Consider the following 19,459-nt stretch of genomic DNA (forward strand, 5'->3'; position numbering starts at 1 on the left):
GCCCCCCGCCCCCGCCCCCCCCGCGGGGGGGGGCCCCGGGTGGGGGGGGGCGGGGGGGGGGCCGGGCCCGGGGGGGGGGGGGGGGCCCGCGGGGGGGGGGCGGGGGGCCCCCCCCCGCGCCGTCGTGTCCGCCGGTCAGCGTCTGGTGCCGCAGGACGGGCAGAACGCCGAGCCCTCGGGGACGTCCTTCTGGCAGCCGGTGCACTTGTCGGGCGTCGCCAGGCGGAAGCCGCAGCCCGGGCAGAACGGCGTGCCGTGCGTCTCCGTCCGGCACTGCGGGCAGACCAGCTGGCGCGGGGTGTTGACGTCGAACTCCGTGCCCGAGGCCTGGCCCGCCTTGTACGCCCGCTCGCTGACCATGTCGTTGAGCCCGCGCCGCTGGGAGGCGGCGGCCTCGGCGGCGGTGTCCGGGGCACAGGTGAAGCAGAGGCCCTGGTCGGCGTTGAAGCAGCGCCCGCACACGTAGGAGGTGCACCGGGCGCAGCGGTTGAAGTGGCCCTGGGCGTTGTCGATCGCGCGCTGGAAGGCGGCGTCGCGCGCGGTCCCCCAGTTCTGGCCGGCCAGGCCGTCCGCCGCGTTGCTGATGGTGTCGGCGTTGCCGCCGATGAGGTTCCAGGCGGCGCTGACGCCCTTGCCTATCCATCCGGCCACCTGTCCGGTGGTGAACCGTTCGAACGGCGACCGCCAGGTGTCGGAGCAGTGGAAGCAGGAGAACTCGAACTGGAAACCCGCCCCGGTGCCGTACTGCTCGCACAGGTCGCGGTAGTTGTTGCTGAAGTAGATCTCGGAACTCACGTCGTCCCCGGTAAGTGGAGGGTGCCTGATCGGCGGTCGCTCCCAGGGACGATAGGGGTATTCGAACGGTTCCGCCAAGAACCCTCCGCGCGGGGGCCGTTCGCGGGCCGGGGACGGAGAGGTCAGAGGCCCGAATCGGGGAGGACCAGCACGCGGGAGGGGTCGTAGCGGCGCCAGTCGGCGGGCCGGCCTCCTCGGACGATCCGCAGCCGGCACCAGCGATCGCCCGCGCCGTCCCGCCACCAGCCGCTGATCCGGCCGGGCGCCCAGGTGCCGTCGCCGAGGTCCACCTCGACGGGCTGGTGCACCCACTCGACGCCCGGCTCGTCCGCTCCCGGGCCGCGCAGGCTCTCCGTCACGCCCCGCACTCTACAGCGGCGTAGAGCCCGGCGGGGGCGGTTCCGCCGGGTCCGTCAGCGCCCCTCAGCGGGCGCGGCGGCGCCTGCGCCACAGCGCGAGCGGCACCACGGCGCCCAGCGCGGCGGCCTCGGGGCCCACCGGTTCCGCCACCGGGGCGGCGGAGCCCCCCTTCGCGTCCGGCACCGTGTCGAAGGTGCCGGGCACGGGCAGGGTCGACCAGTCCGAGAACGGCCAGGCCACCGCGAAGGCCCGCCCGACGACGTCGTCCACCGGCACGAAGCCGTCCCCGGTCTCGTTGTGGTGCGGGCGCGAGTCCCGGGAGTCGTTGCGGTGGTCGCCCATCACCCAGAGCCTGCCCTTGGGGACGGTCACGGTGCCGACCGGGTCGTTGTCGCAGGGCTTGGCCCCCGGGAAGACGTACGGCTCGTCCAGCGCCACGCCGTTGACCTTCACCGGACTGCCCGCGTTGCACTCCACGGTGTCCCCGCCGACGGCGATCACGCGCTTGATGAGGTCCTTCTCGTCCCCCGAGGGCATCAGGCCGATGGTGCTGAGCACCTTGCGCAGGTCGTTCCCGAAGCCCCCGGCGTGCGCGGGCGGGCCCTCCAGCCAGCCGCCCGGGTCGTGGAAGACCACCACCTCGCCGCGTTCGGGCTCGGCGCCGAACCAGGGGGTGAACTTGTCGACCAGCACCCGGTCGCCCTTGGTGAGCGTCTGCTGCATGGACCCGGAGGGGATCGAGAAGGCCTGCACGAAGAAGGTCTTGATGCCGAGCGCGAGCAGCACGGCGATCACGACGAGGATCGGCAGCTCCTGCCAGAAGGGCAGCTTCCTGCGGGCTTTGCGCTCCCCTTGTTCCGTGGGTTCCCCGCCCGCTTCGGTGCTCTGCTGCACGCTCATTCCCCGGCCCCTCCCGACGGCCCCGACGGGAGGCCCGGAACGGGCGTTCCCCTGTCAGGCAACGAACCTAGCGAGCAGAGGTTCCCGGCCGCGCCCGGACGTGGATCCGCTCGCCCTGCGGCCCGAACAGGCTGAGGAACTCCACCGGTTGGGGCCCGGCGTTGCCGAAGGCGTGCGGGGTGCGGGTGTCGAACTCGGCGGCCTCGCCCGCCGCCAGCACCAGGTCGTGCGGGCCGAGCACCAGACGCAGCCGGCCCGAGAGCACGTACAGCCACTCGTAGCCCTCGTGGACCTTGAGTTCGAGGTCCGGGCCGGCGCCCTTGCCGGGCGGGACGACGTGCTTGTACGCGTGCAGGCCGCCCAGGTGGCGGGTGAGCGGCACGATCGTCTGGCCGTTCCTCGTCACCGGGCGCGGGTGGATGCGCGGGTCCCCGGTGGCCGGGGCGCCGACCAGCTCGTCCAGCGGCACCCGGTACTCGCGGGCCAGCGGCAGCAGCAGCTCCAGGGTCGGCCTGCGCTGGCCGGACTCCAACCGCGACAGCGTGCTGAGCGAGATGCCGGTCGCGGCGGACAGCTTGGCGAGCGTGGTGCCGCGCTCGCGGCGCAGCGCCCGCAGCCGGGGGCCCACCGTGGTCAGGACGTTGTCGAACTCTTCGTCGGCCATGCCTGCAATTCGCCGGGACGGCAAGGGTGGTTGTCAATCCGGCACACCGGTGATCCTCGTCGGGGCCGCCGCTCAGCGGTACTCGCGCAGCCGGGGCCGCACCCCCAGCACGGTGAGGGCCAGCGCCGCCGCGAGCACCGCCGCGCCGAGGCCGGCGGTGGTGGCGTCGAGGTCGTCGTCGGTCGCGGCGACGGCCGTGTCCATCGCGGTGGCGTTGATCCTGATGGTGTCCTCGATCGCGGAGTCGAGCTGCGCGAAGTCGTAGTTGGACTGTCCCGGCGCGAGCCCGGTGTTGAGCGTCACGGCCTCCTTGAGCTTGCCGGCCGCCCGCAGTTCGCGGATCTTTCGGTCCGTCGCCTGGTACTGCTGGAAGGTGGCCAGCACCCGCTCCGCGCCCTCGCGTTCGCCGGGGAAGGTGATGTTGTTCAGTTCGCTGCCGAGGTAGCCACCGAAGGGCACGACGGCGCGTTCCGCGCGGTGGCGGTCGACGGCCTGGGCGAGCCGGAGGTCGTAGGCGGCCAGGTCGGCCCCGTCGAGGCGGACGATCGCCTGGCTCTTGTCCAGGTAGGACTGCTCGTACGCGGCGGCGCGGCCCGGGTCGCTGAGGTAACGGCTCTCGTCGGCGTTCATGTCGAAGGCCAGGGCCCGGGCCCGGCTCAGCGCCAGCACGGAGTCGTAGGCGTTGGACTTGGCGGTGACCAGGTGGTCCTCGGCCCGGCCCACCAGGCTCAGGCCGGTGACGAGCGCGGCCGCCGTGAACAGGGTGACGGCGACCAGCGCCGGGTTGACGCTGCGCCGGTAGCGGACGGCGAGGGCGCGCTGCAGGCCGACCAGGGCGGCGAGCGAGAGGCCGCCGACGGCGAGCAGCCACCAGAAGCCGGAGCCGAGCGAGTCGCGCTGCTCGTGGTAGACCCGCTCGACGGTGGCCGCGTTGGCGGCGGTGACCTTGTCGGCGGAGGGCAGCAGCTGCTGGCGCAGCAGGTCGGTGGCGCCGCGGTAGGCCTCCAGGGCGTCGGCCGAGGGCCGCCCGGCCGGGGACTTCGCCTGCTCCTCCAGCAGCTCGGCGCGGGCCACCATCGCCTCGTAGCTGCCGAGTTGGCCGAGGACCAGCTGGACGGCCCGGCGGCCGTCCGGGTCGCCGGCGTCGGCCTGGGCGGCCTGCTGGAGGTCGTCGTCGGCCTGGGCGCGGCGCTTCTCGTAGGTGTCGAGGGTCTGCCGGCGCAGGTCGGTGTAGTCGGGGTCGGAGCCGATGAGCAGCAGGTTGGCGGCCTGGGCGTCCATGTCGCTGAGCGCGAAGTAGAGGTCGGCGGCGCGGGTGGCCTGCGGGGCGGCGCGGTGGCCGATGGTGTCGGTGCCGTCGTGGGCGCCGCCCAGGACGGCGGTGGCGGTGGCGGCGAGGCCGAGCAGGGTGGCGAGGCTGAGGGCGGTGAGGCCGCGGACGAGTCGCGGGGTGGTCCAGTGGTCGCGGGTCGCGAGGGTGCGGGCGGCGGCCCTCAGGCGGGCCAGGGCGTTCGGTTCCTCGCGGGCCCCTTGCTCCTGGGCCGGTTGCTCACCGCCCGGCTGCTCACCGCCCTGTTGCCCACCGCCCTGTTGCCCACCGCCCTGTTGCCCACTGGCCGGGGGCGCCGCTGGGGCGGGCTCCTCCGCGGCCGTTCCGGTCTCGCCTTCGGTGGTCTCCGTCTCGGTGGCCATGGCCGTTCCTCTCCCCCGTGGTGCCGTTCCCGCCGCTGTCGGCGCTGCTGCCGTCGTGTTCCGTCGTGGCCCGTCGTGGCCGACCGTCGGAGTCCGGGGCGGGCTCGTCGCTCTCCCGCCCCGGTTCCCGCCGGGTTCTCCGCCGAGTTCTCCGCCGGTTCGTTCCACCGGTTCTCTCCGGCCGGGCGACGCTAGCGCCGGGCGGGCCGCCGTGAGGCGCTTCCTGACGCCTCCTTGACGGTGCCGGTCACGGATCTTGACGCCTTCTTGGCGCCCGACCCCGCGCCCGGCCCCGCGCCCGGCCCCCGCCGTCAGCCCTGGTTGGCCTTGCCGCCGTGGTTGGCCTTCTTCTTGCGGCGGGCCTTCTTCTTGCGGGCGCGCTTGGACATGCTGCTCCTTCGGGTGGTGGGACGGGGTCGGGACTGGGTGACGAGACGTTCAGGCGGCCCGGCCGACCAGCTGGTCGGCGAGCTTGGCGAGGCGCTTGAGGGAGCGCTCCTCCTGCGCGGCCGCCGCGGTGGGCGCGGGCGAACCGCCGTCGAAGTAGGCGCCGTTGGCGATCCGGACGCCCGGCAGGCAGAGACGGACGACGGCCGCCGCGCCCTCCGCCGCCGGCGCGCCGACCCGCCCGTACAGCGGCAGCAGCGCGGTGTCGCACAGGCCCGGGTTGAGGCTGACGGCGGTGATGCCGGAGCCCGCCGGGGCCATGTCGGTGGTCGCCATGGTGAGCGCCAGCTGGGACTGCGCGTACGCGGCGACGCGGGAGTACTTCTTCACCCGGTGCGGGTCCGACCAGTTCATGGAAGCGGTGCGGTGCAGGGAGGAGGAGACGTTGACGATCCTCGCGTCGCCGGCCGCCGAGAGCGGGGCGCGCAGCAGCTTTGACAGCAGGTGGGCGGCGAGGAAGTTCACCTGGAGCGAGACCTCGTTGCCGTCGTCGGTGAGGGTGCAGCGCTCGGGCGCCATCGCGGCGGCGTTGTTCACCAGCAGGTCCAGCGCCGGGTAGTGCGTGACGACCTCGCCGGCCAGGGCGGAGACCTCGGCGAGACGGGTGAAGTCGGCGGCCAGCTCGACGAGTTGGTCCCGGCGGGCGCCCGCGTCGACCAGCTGGCCGACGGCCGCCTCGGACTCGGCGGCGGTGCGGGCGTGCACCAGGACGGTGGCGCCCAGGGCGGCCAGCAGCCGGGAGGTCTGCCAGCCGATGCCGGAGGACGCGCCGGTGACCAGGGCGGTGCGGCCGGAGAGCGGGGTGCCGGAGGCGAGCGCCTCGTCGACGGAGAGGGGCAGGGCGGAGTCGGACATGACCGTTCCCAAGGGGTGCGTGACGGCACCGGCCCCGAGCGGGACCGGTGTGCGGATTCGACGTGGTGTGCGGAAGTGGTGTGCGCGGGCGGCGGGTTCGCCGCGGCCGGCTCACCGGGCCCGCGTACGGACGGGCCGTACGGCCCCCGCGCCCGCCCCCGCCCGCGCCGGGACGGCGGTCGGGCCGGGGGCGGCGCGTGCCGTGCGCCGCACCTTCCGGCGGGGAGGCGGGGAGGTGCGGATCAGCGCACGGCGATGACGCCCACGGCGACGCGGACCGCGGGCCGCGGATGCGGCGGGCGGTCGTGGTGGCGTGCCGGGCGGTTCATGGTTCCCATCCAACCCATCGCGCACGACCCGGGCAAGCTCCGGGCCCCCGCCCTGACGATTCCCTGACGCCGCCCGAACACGTGTCCCTGCCGGGCCGTCAACCTGCCGCCCCCGGGTGATGGTTGGGCGGACGGCGGTGACGCCCCGGCACCCTCGCTAAGCTGCGGGTCATGACTTCTTCTGGGACGGGCTCCGCTTCGGGTGCGGGCACCGCGGTGGTGATCGGCGGCGGTCTGGCGGGCCTGACGGCGGCCTGGGCGCTGCGGGGCTTCGCCGACCGGATCGTGGTGGTGGAGCGCGACCGCTACCCGGAGGGCCTGGAGTACCGCCCCGGAGTGCCGCAGGCCCGGCACGCGCACCTGGTGATGGAGACCGGGCACCGCGTGCTGGAGGAGATGATGCCCGGCATCGGCGCGGAACTGACGGAGGCGGGCGCGGAGTTCGTGACCTCCTCCCGGGACCTCCGCTGGCTCTGCTCCGCCGGGTGGATGGCCGAGTACGAACCGACCAAGGTCTCCTTCCTCTGCTGCACCCGCCCGCTGCTGGACAAGGCGGTGCTGGACCGCGTCCGCGCCGACGGGTCGATCGAGTTCCTGGAGTCCACCGAGACGGTCGGCCTGCTCGGCTCGGCCCGGGCGGTGACGGGCGTACGGCTCCGGTCGCGGGCCTCCTCCGACGGCGGGCGCGCCGAGGTCGAGGACCTCCCCGCCCAGCTGGTGGTCGACGCGACCGGGCGCCGCTCCTCCGTCCCCGACTGGCTCGTCGGGCTCGGCCACGCGCCCGTCCCCGAGGAGCAGGTGGACGCCGGAGTCGCCTACGCCACCCGCCTCTTCCACCGCCCTCCCGGCTTCGACCCCGACTGGAAGGCGCTCTACGTCCAGACCAGCGCCCCCCACGTCCGGACCCTCGGCACGCTGCTCCCCGTCGAGGGCGACCGCTGGATCGTCGGCGTCGGCGGCATGCGCGGCGCTGAACCGGAGCCCGGGGAGGAGGGCTACAACAAGATCCTGGAGGAGCTGCGCCACCCGATCCTGCGCGAGGCCCTGCGCGACGCCGAGCCCGCGACGGAGGTGCGCGGGTTCCGCCCCGGCCCGAGCGTGCGCCGGCGCTACGAGCGCGGCCCCGTCCCCGGCCTGATCGTCACCGGGGACGCCGCGACCTCCTTCAACCCGGTGTACGGCCAGGGCGTCGCCGTCGCCGCGCTCTCCGCCCGCGCCCTGCGCCGCAGCCTGGTGCGCCGGGGCGACCTCGGCCCGGCCACCGTCCGGGAGGCCCAGCGCGGGATCATGGAGGCCTCCAAGGCCGCCTGGATGATGTCCAGCTCCGAGGACGTGCGCTTCCCCGCCACCACCGGGGGCCCGAGCGGCGCGCTGGTCAGGCTCCAGCACCGCGCCCTCGACCGGGTCCTCGCCGCCGCCACCCGCGATCCCGCGGTCACCTCGGCGTTCCACGAGGTGCTCTCGCTGACCGCGCCGCCGAGCGCGCTGCTGCGCCCGAAGGTCCTCGCCGGCGTGCTGCGCGGCTGAGAACCCCTCTGCTCCCCCGGCCGGCCGCCCGTTAATCCGGATGCGGCCGATCCGGGCCTCCGGCTACCCTGGCCGACATGTCTACGCCCCGAATCTCCTAGCTGACGGACCCACTCCCACGCCACCCGTGTGTCCATCCGCTGTTTCGGAGCGTCATCCCGTGATCACCACCCGTGGTGTCGACGTGCGCGTCGGTGCCCGCCTCCTGCTGTCCGACATCACCCTCCACATCGCCCCCGGCGACCGGATCGGCCTCGTCGGCCGCAACGGCGCCGGCAAGACCACCCTGCTCGCCACCCTCGCCGGGCACCTGCCGCCCGCGGCCGGGGAGGTCATCCGCACCGGCCCGGTCGGCTACCTCCCGCAGGACTCCCGCGCCGCCGACCCGGCCGTCACCGTCACCGACCGCATCCTCTCCGCCCGCGGCCTCGCCGAGGCCGTCCGCGCCCTGCGCGCCGCCGAGGAGGCGATGGCCCTGGCCGACTCCCCCGCGCGGGAGCGCCGGGCCATGGACGCCTACGCCCGGGCCGAGGCCGCGTTCCAGGCCCGGGGCGGGTACGCGGCCGAGGCGGAGGCCGCCCGGGTCGCGGCCGGCCTCGGGCTGCCCGCCCGGGTCATGGACCTGCCGGTCGGCACCCTCTCCGGCGGCCAGCGCCGCCGGGTCGAGCTGGCCCGCATCCTCTTCGCCGAGCACGGCACCCTGCTGCTCGACGAGCCCACCAACCACCTGGACGCCGACTCGATCGCCTGGCTGCGCGGCTTCCTCGCCGCCCACCAGGGCGGGCTCGTCCTGATCAGCCACGACCTCACGCTGATCGAGGACACCGTCAACCGGGTCTTCCACCTCGACCCGCAGCGTGCGGCGATCGACGTCCACAACACCGGCTGGCGGGCCTACCTCACCCAGCGCGCGGCCGACGAGCGGCGCCGCACCCGGGAGCGGGCCAACGCCGAGCGCAAGGCCGCCTCCCTGCACGCCCAGGCCGACCGCATGCGCGCCAACGTCGCCACCGCGACCACCGCCCGCAGCATGGCCCGCCGGGCGGACCGGATGCTCGCCGAACTCGAACCCGTGCGCCAGGCCGAGCGCACCGCCCGCATCCGGCTGCCCGAGCCCGCTCCCTGCGGGCGGATGCCGCTGGGCGCGATCAGCCTGACGAAGTCCTACGCCGGGCGGCCCGTGCTCACCGGCCTCGACCTGGCCGTCGACCGGGGCAGCCGGATCGTCGTCCTCGGCCACAACGGCGCGGGCAAGACCACCCTGCTGCGCATCCTCGCCGGCCAGGAGCGCCCGGACACCGGCCGCGTCGTGCCCGGCCCCGGACTGCGCCTGGGCTACTTCGCCCAGGAGCACGACACCCTCGACCCGCGCCGCACCGTCCGCGACAACCTCGCCCAGGCCGCGCCCCACCTCGACGACGGCGAACTCCGGCAGGTGCTCGGCGCGTTCCTCTTCCGCGGGGACGACACCGACAAGCCCGCCGGCGTCCTCTCCGGCGGCGAGAAGACCAGGCTCGCCCTGGCCGGTCTCGTCCACTCCGGCGCCAACGTCCTCCTCCTCGACGAACCCACCAACAACCTCGACCCGGCCTCCCGCACCGAGGTCCTCGCCGCGGTCGGCGCCTACCCGGGCGCCATCGTCATGGTCACCCACGACCCCGACGCCATCCACGCCCTCCACCCCGACCGGGTCCTCCTCCTCCCGGCCGGCGACGAGGACCTCTGGCACGACACCTACCTGGACCTCGTCACCACGGGCTGACCCCCACCGGGCGCTTCGTCGAGGACGGGTGTCACCCCTCCTCGACGCGGCGCCCGGCCTGCGGGCCGTGGCGCAGCACCGTCCCGACCCGCGCCTCCAGGCTCCCCGCCGCGATCAGCCCGGTCACCGGCTCCGCGCCACCGCCGTCCGCCTCGAAGGCGACCACCACTCCGGGCCGCTCCCCGACCTGACGCTCGACACGGGCCGCTTCCTCGGGCGTGGCCTCCCGGAACACCGGGTCCTGGAAGAACGCCGGGCAGCTGACGTACAGCGGGTCCACGAAGACGACCTCCAGCCCGTGGTGGTAGCTCAGGTCGTAGTCCGCTGCCAGGCGCAGCTCACCGGGCCGCCAGGAGTAGACGTCCCAGTCCCACCAGCTGCCCTCGGGAAGTTCCAGCACACCACCCCGCCTCTCCCGCGCCCTTCGCACGCGCAAAACCACTGGTCTCCCGCGCGGAGCCCGGGCGAGGATACCGGCATGACGTACGAACAGCCCGCCGAACCCCTCGGCCACGCCGTCGCCGCCAACGTCTCGCAGCTCACCGTGCACGGCGCCGGCGGTGCCGAGGTCCGGCACGGCCTCAGGCACTTCGCCGCCGGTGCCAAGGTGTGGATCTGCGCGCCGCGCTGGCACCCGCTGGGCGACGTGGTCGTGGCCGGCCGCCACCGGGGCAGCAACCGGCGCTACGTCACGGTCGTCACCAAGGTCCGCTTCCTGGAGACCTTCCGCGCCACCGCCGTCCACAGCCCAGCCCTGCACCGGGCGCTCACCCGCCCGCTGCCCGGGCAGTCGACCACCCCCGGCCTGTGGAGCCGGGAGGAGGCGGAGGAGTACGCGGCGTACCACAACGACTGCCCGCTCCAGTTCCGCACCGACGCGCCGTCACTGCTCCACGGCTTCGTACCGGTGCCCCCTCCCGCCGAGCTCACCCTCCACGGCGAGGCCTACCGCCTCACCCGGGTGAACGCCCATCAGGCCCGCTACTCCCCGACCGCCCGGACCGTCCCGACTCCTCCGGAAGGCACACCCGCATGAACGACGCCCGGTTGGGCCGCTTCTACGACGAGTTCGCGCCCGGCTACCACCTCCTCTATCCGGACTGGGACGCCTCCGTCACCCGCCAGGGCGCCGCACTGGACGCGCTGATCCGCTCCCACCTCGGCGACGACGTCGGCAGCCACCTCGGCGCCCGCCCCGCCGAGGTGCTGGACTGCGCCTGCGGCATCGGCACCCAGGCGATCGGCCTCGCGGCCCGCGGCCACCGTGTCACGGGCACCGACCTCAGCCCGGTCTCCGCCGCCCACGCCACCGCCGAGGCCGCCCGGCGCGGCCTCCACCTGCCCACGGCGGCCGCCGACATGTGCCGACTGCCCTTTCCCGACGGCCGCTTCGACGTGGTCGTCTGCGCGGACAACGCCCTTCCGCACCTCCTCACTCCCGAAGCCGTGCGCACCGCCCTCCGCGAGATGCGCCGCGTGCTACGCCCCGGCGGCCTGCTCCTGGTGAGCACCCGCCCGTACGACGACCTCCGCCGTACCCGGCCGGCATCCACCGCGCCGCAGACCGCCGTACGGGACGGCCGCCGGTCGGTGATCTTCCAGCTCTGGCAATGGCACGAGGACGGCGAGCGCTACGACCTGGAACTGTTCCGCCTCTCTCCCGACGACACCGCTGACGACACCGACACCTGGCACGTCTCGGTCGGCCGCTCCACCTACTGGGCCCTCACCTCCACTCAACTGACCGCCTTCACCGAGGAGTGCGGTTTCGCCGGCGTCTCCTGGGAGCAGCCGGACCGCACGGACTTCTTCCAGCCCCTCCTGATCGCCCGGACGGGCTGAGTCGGCCCCGCCCCCGCCGACACCCGCCTCGCCCCCGCCGACGCCCGCCTCGAGGCCGACCACCGACCGCTCAGGTCTCCCGCTGCGGGTGGTAGTCGGCCTCCGGTATCCCGAACGTCCACGCGACACCGGCCCTCGCCGTACGGGTGCTCGGCGGCACGCGCAGCCAGTACGTCCGGAAGGTGCCGTCCGGCTCGGCGGTGGAGTTCACCACCTCGACCATCACCACCGGCTCGTCGTCCGGCAGGACGATCCGCCACAGCACCCCCGTCTCGTCCCGGTCGATCGGCTCGGCCCCGGAGTCCGCCAGGTAGCGCTCGTAGCCGTAGTGCTCCAGCAGGACGCGGCGCAGCTCCGCGTTCTCCTCGGTGCTGATCCGCTCGACCGTGACGTCGCCCAGGCCCGCCAGGAACTCGGCGGGAACCGGCATGCCGCGCCAGGCGTGCAGGGCGAAGCCGTCCGGGTACTCGACGGCGGGCCCGTCCGCCCTGTCCAGCCGCCCCGCCTCGTCCCGGTGGAGCACGAGGGGGCGCTCGCTGATCAGCGCCACCTCCTCGTACGGCCACCACCAGCCCGCCTCCCGCGCCGCTCCGACCAGCGGCGCCACGGGCTCGGCGGCCGCCCCGGCGGCCTCGAAGGCCGCCATCCAGGGCGCGTCGTGCTGGCCGCGCACGGCGTCCAGCAGGGCGAGGCGGACGACGGTGCGGCGCTCCCGGGCCGCGTCGATCGTCTCCTCCTCGTCCTCGTCGCGGTCGGCCTCGGGGGCGAGCCGGTCGAGGACGGCGTTGCGGAGGCGGTCGGCGAGCGGGGTGACGACCGGGCCGAGTTCGCCGCCGGTGAGCGCCCAGTGGGCCGCCCACCCGGCCTCGCCGACCTCCTCGACGGCCCGTCGCCGGGCCCGCTCCCAGGGCAGGGTGCGCACGGCCTCGCGCACGCTGACCGCGCCGGCCGCCCTCAACTCCAGCGCCGCCTCCACCGCCGAGAGCGGCGAACCGTGCCAGCGCACCTCGGCGGGTTCGGGCAGCCCGGCCTCCCGGTACGCGGCCCGCACCGCGCTCTCGGCCGCCGCCCGGTCGCCCGGCCCGGTGGCCGAGGCCGTGGCCCGCCAGCGGGCCGTCACCCCGGCCGTCCCGGCCGCCTCCTGCCCGCCCCTGATCCCCTCGGGGTTCACCGTCTGCATCACCACTCCGTTCCCGGCCGGGCTCACCGCCCGGCCGTCCGTTTCCGTTCCTCGCTGTGGTCCGCCTCGGCGGACCGGGCCTCAGTCCGCGACCATCCGCACCGCGCCCGGGGTGTACTCCCGCTGACGGACCACCCGGTACCACCCCTTGGGCAGCGGTATGACCGCGTGCTCCTCGTGCACCACCCGCCCGCCCTCGGGCAGGCGCAGCCAGCCCGAGCCGAACGGCCCCGCCTCCCGGCGCAGTTCGCCGGGGCCGACCACCGCGTGCGCGTGGCCCGTGACCTCGCCGAGCGCCAGCACCATCCGCCCCCGCGCGTCCCGGGGCTGCACGGGCAGCTCGGGCACCCTCGGCGGCACGGCGCTCTCCTCCACCGGCACGATCAGCACGTCTCCCTGGCGGTACATCAGGCCTCCCTCGCCGTCGGACCGGGCCCCGGCGGACGCCGGAACCCCGGGCTCCGCACCGCCGTTCGCGGTCACTCTCCGGAGCCGATACGGAACATAGAGCATGGGTCTGACAACGCGCCCGGTCGGCGACCCGGCCACCGGAATGTCGGTCCCTGCTGGTAGACAGTTGTTCGGCCCGGACCACCGAAGGAGCAGCGCATGACCGTCAACGAGCACCTGGAGCAGTTCCACGGTCTCCCCGTCCTCGACTTCCTCGCCGCGCTGGAGGAGGCCGAGGAGAAGGGCACCGCCGTCAAGCTGCCCGCCCCGGCCGAGGCCGCGTGGAAGGTCGGCGTGTACTACGACTGCGAGCGGCCGTTCGCCGAGGCCTGGCAGGCCTTCCTCGACACGGTCGACACCGAGCAGGTCTCCGCGGTGGTCATCGGCCTGTGGGCCCCGGAGGAGCCGGAGGGCTTCCACGAGGCGCTGGAGGCGATCGTCGCCTCCGCCGCCCGGTTCCCCGCCCTGCGCGCCCTGTTCGTCGGCGACATCACGTACGACGAGTGCGAGATCTCCTGGATCCAGATGTGCGACGTGACACCGCTGCTGACGGCCTTCCCGGCGCTGACGGAGCTGGTGGTCCGGGGCTCGACGGAGGACTGGGAGGGCAACGGCGGGCTCGCGCTCCAGCCGGTGCGCCACGACGCCCTGAAGGCGCTGCGGTTCGAGGCCGGCGGCCTGCCCGCCTCGGTGGTGCGCTCGGTCGCCGGCTGCGACTTCCCCGCCCTGGAGCGGCTGGAGCTGTGGCTCGGCGTCGACAACTACGGCGGTGACACCTCGATCGGCGACCTCGCGCCGTTCCTGGAGGGCACGCGCTTCCCGGCCCTGCGTCACCTGGGCCTGCAGAACTGCGAGTACCAGGACGCGATCGCCTCCTCGGTGGCGCACGCCCCGGTGGTCGCCCGCCTGGAGTCGCTCAGCCTGTCCATGGGCGTCCTGACGGACCAGGGCGCCGCGGCGCTGCTCGAGGGCCAGCCCCTCACGCACCTGCGCTCCCTCGACCTGCACCACCACTACCTCACCGAGGAGATGCAGCAGCGCCTGCGCGAGGCGCTGCCCTCCGTCGAGCTGGACCTCTCCGAGCCCGGCAAGCCCGACGAGCAGTGGCGCTACGTCGCCGTCGCCGAGTAGCCGAACCCGCAGTAGTCGAACCCGCAGTGGTCGAACCTGCGGCAGCCGCCGTCAACCGCCGTCCTCTGGAGCCACCATGGCCGTGTCCCACCACCTCGAAGACTTCCACACTCTTCCGATCCACGAGTTCGCCCCCGAGCACGACGCCGCCGACCGCCCCGCGCCTGGCGAGGCCGCCTGGCGGCTCGCGATCGAGTACGACTCGAAGATCGACTTCGACGAGCTCTGGCAGTCCTTCCTCGACACGGTCGACACCACCGGCGTCCGGGCTCTCGTGATCGGCCCCTGGTGGCGGGGCGGCTACGAGCCCGTGCGCGCCGTGATCGAGACCGTCGTCGACGACGCCGAGCGCCTGCCCGCCCTGGAGGCCCTGTTCCTCGGCGACGTGACGTACGACGAGTGCGAGATCTCCTGGATCCAGATGACGGACGTCACGCCGCTCCTCACCGCGTTCCCGCGCCTGGCCTCCCTGGCGGTGCGCGGGGGCACCGACCTGCGTCTCCAGCCGGTGCAGCACGAGGCGCTGAGGGAACTGCGCTTCGAGGCGGGCGGCCTGCCCGCCCGGGTGGTGCGCGCGGTCGCGGCCTCCGAACTCCCCTCCCTGGAGCGGCTGGAGCTGTGGCTCGGCGTCGACGAGTACGGCGGTGACTCCACGCTGGACGACATCGCGCCCTTCCTCGACGGCTCCCGCCTGCCGAAGCTGCGCCACCTCGCGCTGGCCAACAGCGAGTTCCAGGACGAGATAGCCGCCGCCGTGGCCCACGCCCCCGTGGTGGCCCGCCTGGAGACGCTCGACCTGTCCATGGGCCTGCTCACCGACGAGGGCGTCGCGGCGCTGATCGAGGGCCAGCCCCTCACACACCTGCGCTCCCTCGACCTGCACCACCACTACCTCTCCGAGGAGGTCCAACAGCGCCTGTGCGAGTCCCTGCCCGGAGTCACGGTCGACCTCTCCGAGGACGAGAGCCACGAGGACGACGAGGACCGCTACGTCGCGGTCGCCGAGTAGGAACGAGCAGGAAGGAGAAGGGGCCCTCACCATGGCACTGCGGCTGACCGTCCTGGGCAATCCCGGGCACCGGCGGGTGACGCTGTTCGCCGCCGCGGCCCGGGCCGCCGGCCTGCCCGAGCCCGCCGTCCTGCCCTGGCTGGACGTCCTGCGCGGCCACGCCCGCCTGCCCGAGCCGTCCGAGGGCGCTCTGCTGCGGATCGAGTCGCCCGGCGAGGAGCCCCTGGTCGACGAGTTGCTGCGCGGCCCGGTGCTCGGCGCCGGCTACGCCCCGACGCGGGTCGAGGGCACGGCCGCCTGGTACGCGGGGGTCATGGCGGCCCTGCGCGCTCTGGCGGCCCGCCCGGGCCTGCGGCTGCTGGGCGATCCGGAGGAGATCGCGGTGATGTTCGACAAGCGCCGCGCCCACGCCCTGCTCTCCGGCGCCGGGGTGCCCGTGCCCCGGGCGCTGGGCGGCGAGGTGTCGGGCTGGGAGCACCTGCGCGAGCGCCTGTCGGAGGCCGGTCTGCGCCGGGTCTTCGTCAAGCCCGCGCACGGCTCCTCCGCCTCCGGGGTGACGGCCCTGGAGTTCGGCCCGCGCGGCCGGGTGATGGCCACGACCTCGGTCGAGCTCACCGGCGGCGGTCTGCACAACTCGCTGCGGGTGCGCCGCTACGACCGCGAGCGGGACGTCGCGGCGATCGTCGACGCCCTCGCGCCCGACGGACTCCACGTCGAGCAGTGGGTGCCGAAGGCCTCGCAGTCCGGCCGCTCGGCGGACCTGCGGGTGGTGGTGGTCGCGGGCCGGGCCACCCACGTGGTGGTGCGCACCGCCGCCCAGCCGATGACCAACCTCCACCTCGGCGGCGCCCGGGGCAGTCTGGCCGCCGCCGAGGAGGCGGCCGGGGCCGCCTGGCCGGCCCTGCTCGAGACGGCCGAGCGCGCGGCCGCCTGCTTCCCCCGCTCGCCGATGGTCGGCGTCGACGTCCTGCCCACGGCGGGCTGGCGCCGGGCGCTGGTCGGCGAGGTGAACGCCTTCGGCGACCTGCTGCCCAACCTCACGGGGCTGCCCGGCGGCCCCGCCGAGGGCCTCGACACCTACGGCGCCCAGCTCGCCGCACTCCTCGACCCCGCCCCGACGAACGACCGGATCCTGGACCACGCCCGATGAACCACCACGCCTTCCCCACCCGATCGCCCGAGCCCGAGCCCGACATGAACGCCGTCGTGGGCAGCCACGACCTGCTGCTCGTCACCCTCGACACGCTCCGCTTCGACGTCGCCGAGGAGCTGGCCGCCGCCGGGCGCCTGCCGAACCTCGCGGCCCACCTGCCCGGCGGCCGCTGGGAGCGCCGCCACTCCCCGGGCAGCTTCACCTACGCCTCCCACCAGGCGATCCTGGCCGGCTTCCTGCCCACGCCGGCCTCCCCGAACGGCCCGCACCCGCGCCTGTTCGCGGCCCGCTTCGCCGGTTCGGAGAGCACCGCCCCGCGCACCTGGGTCTTCGACGCCCCCGACCTGCCCACCGCCCTCGCCTCGGCCGGCTACCGGACGGTCTGCATCGGCGGCGTCGGCTTCTTCAACAAGCAGGGCCCGCTCGGCTCCGTCCTGCCGGGCCTGTTCCAGGAGAGCCACTGGGAGCCGGGCATGGGCGTGCCCTCCCCGACATCCTTCGAGGAGCAGGTCGCCCGCGCGGAGCTGGTCGCCGCCGAACAGCCCGCCGACCAGCCGCTGTTCCTCTTCCTGAACGTCTCGGCGCTGCACCAGCCGAACTGGTTCCACCTGCCCGGCGCCACCCGCGAGTCGGGCGACTCCCGTGAGAGCCACGCCGCCGCCCTGCAGTACGTGGACGCCCACATCGGCCGCCTGTTCGCGGCGATGAGCGCGCGCCGCCCCTGCTTCGCGATCGTCTGCTCCGACCACGGCACGGCGTACGGCGAGGACGGCTACGTCGGGCACCGGATCGGCCACGAGGTGGTCTGGACGGTCCCGTACGCCCACTTCACCCTCCCCCGACGGCCCGCTGCAGCCACCTCCGAGGAGCCCGCATGACCATCGCACCGGCGCTCCCCGAGTCGCCGTACCAGTCGTACGTCTACGCCTACCCGCACAAGACGGCCTACCGCCCGCTCGACGACCGCCCGTCGCTGGCGGGCCTGTGGAGCGGCGAGCCGCAGCACGCGCTCTCGCTCTACCTGCACATCCCGTTCTGCGAGGTGCGCTGCGGCTTCTGCAACCTGTTCACCCGCATCGGCAGCCCGGACGGCCTGGCCACGGCCTACCTGGACGCCCTGGAGCGCCAGGCGGCCGCCGTCCGCTCGGCCCTGGACGAGGGCGCCCGGTTCGCCCTGGCGGCCTTCGGCGGCGGCACCCCGACGTACCTGACCGCCGGCGAGCTGGAGCGGCTGTGCGACATAGCCGAGCGGGGAACGGGCGCCGACCTGAAGGCGATCCCGCTCTCCGTCGAGGCCTCCCCCGCGACCTCGACCGCCGACCGGCTGGAGGTGCTGGCCGCCCGGGGCACCACCCGGCTGAGCCTGGGCGTGCAGTCCTTCGACGACACCGAGGCCCGCTCGGCCGTCCGCCCGCAGAAGCGCGCCGAGGTGGAGGCGGCCCTCGGCCGCATCCGCGCCGCCGGGTTCCCCGTCCTCAACATCGACCTCATCTACGGCATCGACGGCCAGACGGAGGCCAGTTGGCTCCGCTCCCTCGACGCCGCGCTCGCCTGGCGGCCCGAGGAGCTGTACCTCTACCCGCTGTACGTCCGCCCGCTGACGGGCCTGGCCCGGCGCGGCGACCAGGAGAGCCCGGCGGCCTGGGACGAACGCCGCCTCGCCCTGTACCGCGCCGGCCGCGACCACCTGCTCGCCGAGGGCTACGAGCAGGTGTCGATGCGGATGTTCCGCCGCGCCGCCTCCCCGCAGGCCGGGGCGAGCGAGTACGCCTGCCAGACGGACGGCATGGTCGGCCTGGGCTGCGGGGCCCGTTCCTACACCTCCGGGCTGCACTACTCCTTCGACTACGCGGTGAACGCCACCGAGGTCCGGAACATCATCGACGAGTACGTCGCCACCGACGACTTCCACCACGCCCGCCACGGCCACCGGATGAACCCCGAGGAGGCCCGGCGCCGCCACCTGGTGCAGTCACTGCTCCAGGCCGAGGGCCTGCCGCTGGCCGACTACCGCGCCCGGTTCGGCGCCTCGCCCGGCCATGACTTCCCCACCGAACTCGCCCGGTTCGCCGAGCGCGGCTGGCTGGAGGAGGACGCCCTGCGGCTGCGCCTCACACCCAAGGGGCTGGCGCACTCCGACGCGATCGGCCCGGCGCTCTTCTCCCCCGAGGTGCGCGCGCTGATGAAGGGGTACGAGGCGAAGTGACCTTCCTCGGCCTGCCGTCCGCCGCGCCTCCGACCGGTGACGCGGAGAGCCCGCGCGACCTCACGCTGCTCTACCGCGGCCCGCTCTCCTCCTGCGACTACGACTGCCCGTACTGCCCGTTCGCGAAGCGCCGCGACACTCCCGAGCAACTGCGCGCCGACCGGGCCGCGCTGGAGCGCTTCACCGGCTGGGCCGCCGGCCGGGCCGGTGCGGGCGACACGCTGTCCCTGCTGTTCACCCCGTGGGGAGAGGGGCTGGTGCGCTCCTGGTACCGGCGGGCGCTGGTCGAGCTGAGCCGGCTCCCGCACGTGCGCCGGGTGGCGATCCAGAGCAACCTGAGCTGCCGCACCGGCTGGCTCGCCGGGGCCGACCTCGACACGCTCGCCCTCTGGGTCACCTACCACCCCGGCCAGGTCACCCGGGAGCGCTTCCTCGCCAAGTGCCGGGAGCTGGACGGGCTGGGCGTGCGGTACAGCGTCGGCGTGGTGGGACAACCGGAGCACCTGGAGGAGGCCCGCCGCCTGCGCTCGGACCTCGCCGGGGGCGTCTACCTGTGGGTCAACGCCGCCGAGGGGCTGACGTACACGGACACCGAGGCCGCCGACTGGGCCGCGCTCGACCCGCACTTCGCCTACAGCCGGCACGCCCACCCCAGCGCCGGCCGCCCCTGCCGCACCGGCGAGTCGGTGCTCTCGGTCGACGGGGACGGCACGGTGCGCCGCTGCCACTTCGTCCGCGACGAGCTCGGCAACCTCTACGACGGCTCCTACCGCGCCCGACTCGGGCCCCGCCCCTGCCCGTTGCCCGTCTGCGACTGTCACATCGGCTACGTCCACCTGGAGACCCTGCCGCTCTACGAACTCTTCGGATCGGGCGTGCTCGAGCGGGTGCCGCAGGCCTGGCCGGTGACCGTCTCCTGACGGTCAATGAAAATCGGTTGCGGGCAGGCCACTTGATGTGGCAGCGTACGAACTGCCCCGCAGGACCAGCGCCGTGGAAAGGAGGCCCACCATGCCGAGCGTGATACCACCCGCCGCCGTGCCGGGCCTCGTGCTGGGCGACACGCCGCCTCGCGCTTCGACGCGCGAGCCGCGCCTGCCCTGAGGCCCACGCCCGCCACCGCTGCGGCGCCGTACGGCGTTTCCCGCTGCTCGCCT

Annotated in this window: 19 protein-coding genes; 10 read left to right on the forward strand and 9 right to left on the reverse strand. The window is 74.7% G+C overall.

The window, feature by feature from the left end; all coding sequences use genetic code 11:
- Window positions 1-135: 135 nt before the first annotated feature.
- From ACIRRS_RS27670 to ACIRRS_RS27695, 6 genes are all read right to left on the reverse strand, one after another.
- Complete coding sequence (locus ACIRRS_RS27670; RefSeq protein ID WP_402976025.1) at window positions 136-795, reverse strand: zinc ribbon domain-containing protein; 660 nt, start codon at window positions 793-795, stop codon at window positions 136-138.
- Between the two features lie 122 nt (window positions 796-917).
- Window positions 918-1,154: a hypothetical protein gene (locus ACIRRS_RS27675; RefSeq protein WP_402976026.1), complete on the reverse strand. Its 237-nt coding sequence runs from the start codon at window positions 1,152-1,154 to the stop codon at window positions 918-920.
- Between the two features lie 64 nt (window positions 1,155-1,218).
- A complete protein-coding gene (lepB, locus tag ACIRRS_RS27680) occupies window positions 1,219-2,055 on the reverse strand; it encodes a signal peptidase I (protein WP_402976027.1) in 837 nt (278 codons plus the stop codon).
- A gap of 67 nt (window positions 2,056-2,122) precedes the next feature.
- The gene (locus tag ACIRRS_RS27685) at window positions 2,123-2,719 is read right to left on the reverse strand and encodes a helix-turn-helix domain-containing protein (protein ID WP_402976028.1); all 597 of its coding nucleotides are present in this window, start codon (window positions 2,717-2,719) and stop codon (window positions 2,123-2,125) included.
- Window positions 2,720-2,791: 72 nt separating this feature from the next.
- Window positions 2,792-4,411, reverse strand: coding sequence for a hypothetical protein (locus tag ACIRRS_RS27690; protein WP_402976029.1), 1,620 nt, complete (start codon window positions 4,409-4,411; stop codon window positions 2,792-2,794).
- A gap of 438 nt (window positions 4,412-4,849) precedes the next feature.
- Window positions 4,850-5,713 carry an SDR family NAD(P)-dependent oxidoreductase gene (locus tag ACIRRS_RS27695; RefSeq protein WP_402976030.1) on the reverse strand — a complete coding sequence of 288 codons (864 nt, stop codon included), beginning with the start codon at window positions 5,711-5,713 and terminating at the stop codon, window positions 4,850-4,852.
- 500 nt (window positions 5,714-6,213) lie between these two features.
- On the opposite strand from ACIRRS_RS27695, the gene ACIRRS_RS27700 reads away from it, so the two are divergent.
- Window positions 6,214-7,569: an NAD(P)/FAD-dependent oxidoreductase gene (locus ACIRRS_RS27700; RefSeq protein WP_402976031.1), complete on the forward strand. Its 1,356-nt coding sequence runs from the start codon at window positions 6,214-6,216 to the stop codon at window positions 7,567-7,569.
- 160 nt (window positions 7,570-7,729) lie between these two features.
- Window positions 7,730-9,331: an ABC-F family ATP-binding cassette domain-containing protein gene (locus tag ACIRRS_RS27705; RefSeq protein ID WP_402976033.1), complete on the forward strand. Its 1,602-nt coding sequence runs from the start codon at window positions 7,730-7,732 to the stop codon at window positions 9,329-9,331.
- A 31-nt stretch (window positions 9,332-9,362) separates the two neighbouring features.
- Here the strand turns inward: ACIRRS_RS27705 and ACIRRS_RS27710 are convergent, their stop codons facing one another.
- Window positions 9,363-9,731 carry a hypothetical protein gene (locus ACIRRS_RS27710; RefSeq protein ID WP_402976035.1) on the reverse strand — a complete coding sequence of 123 codons (369 nt, stop codon included), beginning with the start codon at window positions 9,729-9,731 and terminating at the stop codon, window positions 9,363-9,365.
- A gap of 78 nt (window positions 9,732-9,809) precedes the next feature.
- On the opposite strand from ACIRRS_RS27710, the gene ACIRRS_RS27715 reads away from it, so the two are divergent.
- Window positions 9,810-10,367: a hypothetical protein gene (locus tag ACIRRS_RS27715; protein ID WP_402976037.1), complete on the forward strand. Its 558-nt coding sequence runs from the start codon at window positions 9,810-9,812 to the stop codon at window positions 10,365-10,367.
- Complete coding sequence (locus tag ACIRRS_RS27720) at window positions 10,364-11,173, forward strand: class I SAM-dependent methyltransferase (RefSeq protein WP_402976039.1); 810 nt, start codon at window positions 10,364-10,366, stop codon at window positions 11,171-11,173. The genes ACIRRS_RS27715 and ACIRRS_RS27720 overlap by 4 nt, the downstream gene beginning before the upstream one ends.
- A gap of 70 nt (window positions 11,174-11,243) precedes the next feature.
- Here ACIRRS_RS27720 and ACIRRS_RS27725 read toward each other — a convergent pair whose 3' ends face one another.
- Complete coding sequence (locus ACIRRS_RS27725; RefSeq protein WP_402976041.1) at window positions 11,244-12,353, reverse strand: DUF6745 domain-containing protein; 1,110 nt, start codon at window positions 12,351-12,353, stop codon at window positions 11,244-11,246.
- Window positions 12,354-12,434: 81 nt separating this feature from the next.
- Entirely contained in the window at window positions 12,435-12,761 is a 327-nt protein-coding gene (locus tag ACIRRS_RS27730) for a hypothetical protein (protein ID WP_402976043.1), read from the reverse strand.
- Between the two features lie 201 nt (window positions 12,762-12,962).
- On the opposite strand from ACIRRS_RS27730, the gene ACIRRS_RS27735 reads away from it, so the two are divergent.
- From ACIRRS_RS27735 to ACIRRS_RS27760, 6 genes are all read left to right on the forward strand, one after another.
- Window positions 12,963-13,934, forward strand: a complete 972-nt coding sequence (locus ACIRRS_RS27735) for an STM4015 family protein (RefSeq protein WP_402976049.1) — start codon at window positions 12,963-12,965, stop codon at window positions 13,932-13,934.
- A 76-nt stretch (window positions 13,935-14,010) separates the two neighbouring features.
- The gene (locus tag ACIRRS_RS27740) at window positions 14,011-14,943 is read left to right on the forward strand and encodes an STM4015 family protein (protein WP_402976059.1); all 933 of its coding nucleotides are present in this window, start codon (window positions 14,011-14,013) and stop codon (window positions 14,941-14,943) included.
- A 31-nt stretch (window positions 14,944-14,974) separates the two neighbouring features.
- Window positions 14,975-16,093, forward strand: a complete 1,119-nt coding sequence (locus ACIRRS_RS27745; RefSeq protein ID WP_402976061.1) for an STM4014 family protein — start codon at window positions 14,975-14,977, stop codon at window positions 16,091-16,093.
- Window positions 16,094-16,137: 44 nt separating this feature from the next.
- Window positions 16,138-16,974, forward strand: coding sequence for an STM4013/SEN3800 family hydrolase (locus ACIRRS_RS27750; protein ID WP_402976279.1), 837 nt, complete (start codon window positions 16,138-16,140; stop codon window positions 16,972-16,974).
- Window positions 16,971-18,302 carry an STM4012 family radical SAM protein gene (locus tag ACIRRS_RS27755; RefSeq protein WP_402976063.1) on the forward strand — a complete coding sequence of 444 codons (1,332 nt, stop codon included), beginning with the start codon at window positions 16,971-16,973 and terminating at the stop codon, window positions 18,300-18,302. Before ACIRRS_RS27750 ends, ACIRRS_RS27755 begins: the two co-directional genes overlap by 4 nt.
- Window positions 18,299-19,222 (forward strand): STM4011 family radical SAM protein, encoded by a 924-nt coding sequence (locus ACIRRS_RS27760; protein WP_402976065.1) that lies wholly within the window; start codon window positions 18,299-18,301, stop codon window positions 19,220-19,222. The genes ACIRRS_RS27755 and ACIRRS_RS27760 overlap by 4 nt, the downstream gene beginning before the upstream one ends.
- The last annotated feature ends 237 nt before the right edge of the window (window positions 19,223-19,459 follow it).

The sequence above is a fragment of the Kitasatospora sp. NPDC101183 genome, assembly GCF_044767945.1.
In the GTDB taxonomy this organism is placed as follows: domain Bacteria; phylum Actinomycetota; class Actinomycetes; order Streptomycetales; family Streptomycetaceae; genus Kitasatospora.